The 5633-nt window shown below is 53.2% G+C and carries 5 protein-coding genes; all 5 read right to left on the reverse strand.

Translation table 11 applies throughout. The annotated features are described in order from the left end of the window. A partial coding sequence (locus tag PAT3040_RS30065; protein ID WP_258235232.1) for a glycoside hydrolase family protein occupies window positions 1-845 on the reverse strand: 845 nt, incomplete at its 3' end. Between the two features lie 767 nt (window positions 846-1612). Next, window positions 1613-2287 carry a polysaccharide lyase domain-containing protein gene (locus PAT3040_RS30070; RefSeq protein ID WP_108995586.1) on the reverse strand — a complete coding sequence of 225 codons (675 nt, stop codon included), beginning with the start codon at window positions 2285-2287 and terminating at the stop codon, window positions 1613-1615. Window positions 2288-2537: 250 nt separating this feature from the next. Then, window positions 2538-3668: a glycoside hydrolase family 88 protein gene (locus PAT3040_RS30075; RefSeq protein WP_108995587.1), complete on the reverse strand. Its 1131-nt coding sequence runs from the start codon at window positions 3666-3668 to the stop codon at window positions 2538-2540. Window positions 3669-3691: 23 nt separating this feature from the next. Continuing rightward, window positions 3692-4567, reverse strand: a complete 876-nt coding sequence (locus tag PAT3040_RS30080; RefSeq protein WP_087570038.1) for a carbohydrate ABC transporter permease — start codon at window positions 4565-4567, stop codon at window positions 3692-3694. 12 nt (window positions 4568-4579) lie between these two features. Continuing rightward, the gene (locus PAT3040_RS30085) at window positions 4580-5533 is read right to left on the reverse strand and encodes an ABC transporter permease (protein WP_087570037.1); all 954 of its coding nucleotides are present in this window, start codon (window positions 5531-5533) and stop codon (window positions 4580-4582) included. Window positions 5534-5633: the final 100 nt, after the last annotated feature.

Below are 5633 nucleotides of genomic sequence, written 5' to 3' on the forward strand. Positions count from 1 at the left end.
CGGGAATAGCTTTGCGGCTGCTCATGCAAGCTCCATTGCAGCCCGTCCGGCGACCCGGCGTAGATACCGCCGTATGTTTCTCCGCATAGATGACCTTCCATATCTTTGGCGATCAAGCTGTATCCTTCGGCTGTTCGCCAGATGAACGGGTCCTCGATATGGAATGACTCCGGCGGAAACACCGGCTCGTCGCTCAGCACCCGGTACGGCCCCTCGTAATGATCCGCATGCGCGACGCCAATCGTCATGCCGCCATGCAGATTGCCTTCGTAGCGGCGAGCCTTGTAGATCAGCAGCACGGAACCGTCCTCCCGAACGCACGGAGCCGGATTGGAAGTCAAAAAGCTGTCGAATCGACCGGGACGTGTCGGCAATATCGGTTCGTCCGCTCTGCGCCACGGGCCCAATACGCTGTCCGCGATAGCCAGCCCTACCCGTTTGTTCGCCCGCGCCACGATACATTGCGGATCGGTTAAGCCAAAATTCCCCGGCGGATCCGGATCGCCAAGTGGGTGGGTCGAGCCCGTATAATAAAGCAAATATTTGTTGTTGTGCTTGACGATATGGGGGTTGTGCGTGCTGCGCCCGTCCCAATATTCCGCTCCCCTCGCCGGAAGCACCACCTCGCGGAATCGATAAGGTCCCTCTGGCGTATCCGAGTCCGCCCTGACAATCTCCGAAGCCGTCATCCAGCCGGGATGCATCGGCAGCGTCTTCGGCCAGCGCGAGGCGAACATATGAAACTTGCCGTCCTCGCCCTTCACGACGGAACCGCACCATACCCAATAACCTTCCATCCGGAAGCCGCCGTCAAGCGGAGCCGGCAGCATTGCGCTAGTATGCATGAAACGTTCCTCCATAACCGAAATCACGCCGCGACGACCGCCTGCCGCGCACCGCTGCCTGAAATCCAATTTTCCCGTCTTGTTTTGCCCATGTATAATCGCTATTGCCGAGAATCATGATTTTCCCCTCCTGTTGCATCAATAACTGAACTGATCCACAACGACCCCTAATTTATGGTGTCGATATGATATTCCGGACAGTCGGCTGAACATTTTTACGAAAATACGGCCTTCGATCGGCCTTTTGTCGTTCTGCGCGGTGGTCCCCGGCCAGTCTTGCGGTTTTACGATAATAAGGCTGCTTTAGAAGCGCTTTTTATGGTACGGGGCTGCGTAGCCCTTACCCCGGCTGAACTTTCATCAGCTAGTTATGCCCAGCTGGCTAGCGCACATCGGGACATCAGCGACACTTAGCACACGAAATCAGTGCTTCTAAAATTCTTATGGACACTAGCGCCCTTTGCGCACGAGATCGGCACATCTCAAATTCTAATGGACATCTGCGACGCTTAGAGGGACCAATCAGCACATCTCAAATTCTAAGGACATCTGCGACGCTTAGAGCGCCCAATCAGCGGTTTTTCTCCACATTTAGCCTTCTAAAAGTCGCAATTGTCCGTTAAAAATACGAACTCCACGAAATGTGGCGCTAAGGTGCAGATTTGTCCGTTAAAGATTCGCTTTCCAGCCGCCGGCAGCGCCTAACTTCGGTAGCACCTAGCATGGCAGCACATAGCGTCGGCAGAGCTTGCGCATCTATCGCCCCGCTACGGCGTATTCAGTCCCACATCGCTGGCTACCAGCGGGCGATTTAGCAGAGGCGCGCCGGAATATTCGTCCGCTCCCACATCCGCTGTCGCCCGCGCTTGACCATCCATATCCTGCAGCACGAACGCGTATGTTCCCACAGCGGCGTCAATTGCCGAGCTGCTTGCGGACAGCTTCTGGATGCCGCTCACCGTGGTCAGCAGCGGATTGATATTACGGATCTGCCCCGAGCTGCGCGATACGTTGCTAATGGTGCTGCCATACCCGATATTACCCTGAAACAGCGTATTCGTTGTCGCCGCCTCGTAATAAAGCGTGCCGGTGCTGTTGCGCACGATATTGTTCGCAACGACGGAATCTTGCGGCGCATACGCTTTGCCCGAGCCGATCACGATACCGGTAGCGCTGTTGACTATCGTATTGTTGATGATAAGCGCCCGGTACACCTTCCATTGTTTGCGCAATTCTTCCACCGTCGGACTTGGAGGGGAGCCTCCAGTACCGCCGTCGAAGTCGCCGTTCGGCAAGTAGATCGCTTCGCCTGTCAAATTCTCGAAGTAGTTATTAAAAATTTTGTGATCATTGCCGAACAACCAGATACCTTCCTCAAGAGTATAGAAGCCGGGAGGATCTGTCTGCCCTCCCGGCTTCGTAATTTCGGTCTGTTCGATCATCCTTCTCTCGAATAAGAGGAAAAACGCCCTCTAATACTCCCGTCTTCGCCCTTGTTTGCGCTTTTGAGGGAAATCCTCCCTCTAATCCGGGTTGAAATGCTGGATTCGGGCAGAATCACCTCGAAGAAAGGGCGTTTTTCCCTCTAAATGGAGTAGATAACCCGTTTCATCCAGATTATAGGGAGCTTTTCCCTCTATTCTTCGATGCGGTATATATTCTCCGATGGGGTAATCGTATACTTTTCTATATTTAAAAAATATGCCGGCTCCAACCTTTGCTCTTAGCCAAAGCTTCAATATAGTAGTAATCGCCGTAAATCAGCGATACGTTGATGTTGCTGTTAACCGGCTTATGTCCGGTTGCTCCGAGCAGGATGCCTTCATACTCCGGCTGGTCGAGCGTACTGTAGTTGTTCGACAGCGAACGCATAATGCGCGTGGCCGCACGCTGGTATAAAGCGGCTTCCTCGGGCGTAACCTGCGACGCGATGTCGATCAGGCCGGATGCCGCGCAGCTCGCCGCCGAGGTGTCGCGCGGCTCGTCCGTCAGGTCGGTCGCCGCGCGGAAATCCCAATGCGGCACATCGTCTTCCGCCAAGGCGCTGATAAAATAGTGAGCCACCCGCTTCGCCGCGTTTAAGTAACGTACTTCGCCCGTATAACGATAAGCGCAGCTCATCCCATAGAGCGCCCAAGCTTGGCCTCGCGACCAGGACGACTGCGGCGCGAAACCCTGTCCGCCGTCATAACGCTCCACTTCGCCCGTCTCCGGATCAAAGATAACGATATGATGAACCGAGCTGTCGTCGCGGATAAACGTGCGCAGCACCATATCCGCATGGGCGATCGCAATATGCTTGAAACGCGGATCGCCGCTTTCTTCGCTCGCCCAGAACAGCAGCGGCAGATTCATCATCGAGTCGATGATCGACCAGCCTGTCTGGTTGCGAGGCCAAGCTCGAATGAACTGTCCGGCCGGGTTGTACCGACCCGCCAGATAGTTGGCGGCGAACAGTCCGCGCCGCCGCGCGTCCGGGTCGCCGGTCAGCTTGTAGCGGATAACCGAAGTCGGCAGGAACTGAAAGCCGACATCGTGGTGAAAATGGTTGTCGCGCAAGTAACATTGCTCCATGCGTTCGTCCCAAGGCTCCGCCGCCTCCCGATAACGGGTCTCGCCGGTCATATCATACAGAATCCAAAGCATGCCCGGCCAAAAGCCCGAAATCCATTGATCCACTTTGATCTGGTCATATTTGCCCGCTGCCGAAACATGCGGCGCCTCCGTCCAGCCCGCTTCGATCATATGATCGACTTTTATCCTCGCTTTTTCCCACCATGCCGACAGCTCGGACTGTTGCAGCTTCAATTTTTCATTGCTCATCCCCGAAGTCCACTCCTTCTCTGCTAACCTTTAATGGCACCGATCAAGGCGCCTTTTACGAAATACTTTTGCAAGAACGGATATACCAGAAAAACCGGAAGCGTCGCTACCATAATCGTGGCGTATTTCAACGTCTCGCCCAATATGATGATCTCATCCTGGGACGCTCCCTCCGCCATCGAGTTCGCTTCGCCGATAATTAAAATTTCACGCAGGATCAACTGCAACGGATACAGCGACCGATCCTGGAGGAAAATCATGGCGTTAAACCAGGAGTTCCAGTGGCTTACCCCGTAATACAGGCCTACCACGGCAAGCACCGGCTTGCAAAGCGGCAGGAAGATGCGGAACAGAATGCCGAAGTCGTTGGCGCCGTCGATCTTGGCCGATTCCTCCAGCGCATCCGGCACCGCCTCGAACGATGTCCGCATAATAATGAGGTTAAACGCGCTTATTGCGGTAGGCAGGATCAGCGCCCATAACGTGTCCGTAATGCCCAGTCCTCTGACAAGCAAGTAGAACGGAATCAAGCCGCCGCTGAAAAACATGGTGAACACGATAAACAATGTAAGCGGTTTGCGATATTGCAACGTTTTTCTGGACAAGGCGTACGCTGCAAAGGATGTGAGCAGCAAATTGAGAGCCACGCCTATAATGACAATAAATAACGTGTTGCGGTAGCCAAGCAGGATCATCGGATTGCTGAATACCGCCGCGTATGTCTCAAACGAAAAGCCCAACGGCTTCCATAAAATGCCTTTATGCGCCATCATCAGCGCCGGTTCGCTAAATGATGCAAATGCCACGTAAAGAATCGGGTACATTGTTGCAATCATGAGCGTGGACAAAAACAGCGTATTGCAAACCCGGAATATATGTTCACCCAAGCTTACTCGCATGCGAACCCTCCTCTACCACAGGCCCGTATTGTTCAACTTCCGGCTTATCCAGTTGGAGCCGATAACGAGCGCGAAGTTAATCACGGAGTTGAACAATCCGACAGCGGAGCTGAAACTGAATTGAAAATCTTGAAGCCCGATCCGGTACACATAGGAGGAAATGACATCCGCTGTCACATAAGTGGTCGGGTTGTACAGCAGAATAACTTTCTCGAAGCCAACGCTCATAATCCGGCCAATGTCCAGGATGAGCAATATAACGAAGACGGGCAGCAGCCCAGGCAGAGTAACATGAAGCATCTGCTTCCAGCGTCCACCCCCGTCGATCTTGCAAGCTTCATATTGCTCTTGATCGATCGCAGACAGCGCGGCCAAATAAATAATGGTCCCCCAGCCTACATGCTGCCATATATTCGACGAAACGAAGATCGTCCGGAAATAGGACGGCTCCAGCAACATCGTAACCCGCTCTCCGCCGAAAAATGCGATAATATCGTTGATGACGCCGTCACTGCTCGTGAAATCCTTGATCATGCCGGCAATAATGACAAGCGAAATAAAATGCGGCAAATAAGTGATCGTCTGGACCGAACGTTTGAACAGCGCATTTTTGACCTCATTAAGCAACAAGGCAAGAATAAGCGGTGCGGGAAAACCGAAAACGAGATCATAAAAGCTAATCATCAGAGTGTTTTTAAACACCCGCCAAAAATACATTCCGCCAAAAAAGTCTTTGAAATGCTCCAGTCCTGCCCACGCGCTGCCCCCAATTCCAAGCCGGGGATTAAAATCCTTGAACGCGATAATCGCGCCGTACATCGGAAAATATTGAAAAATAATGAAATAAGCCAAAACAGGAGAAAGCATAATGTATAAATATTTGTTTTTGACGATATCTTTCGCGATATTAAGCGGCAGACTCCCGGCATGCGCGACTTTGCCCCGTCCCAGCTTCAACTGAGCCATCTCCTACTCCTCCTGTCTACATGCAGCATCATCGGCAGGGGATGGGCTGCACCATTCCCCTGCCCCCGCGACGGCCTGGAGCCTGCCGCGAGACGATGCA

The organism is Paenibacillus agaridevorans (genome assembly GCF_003112455.1).
GTDB classification, from domain to species: domain Bacteria; phylum Bacillota; class Bacilli; order Paenibacillales; family Paenibacillaceae; genus Pristimantibacillus; species Pristimantibacillus agaridevorans.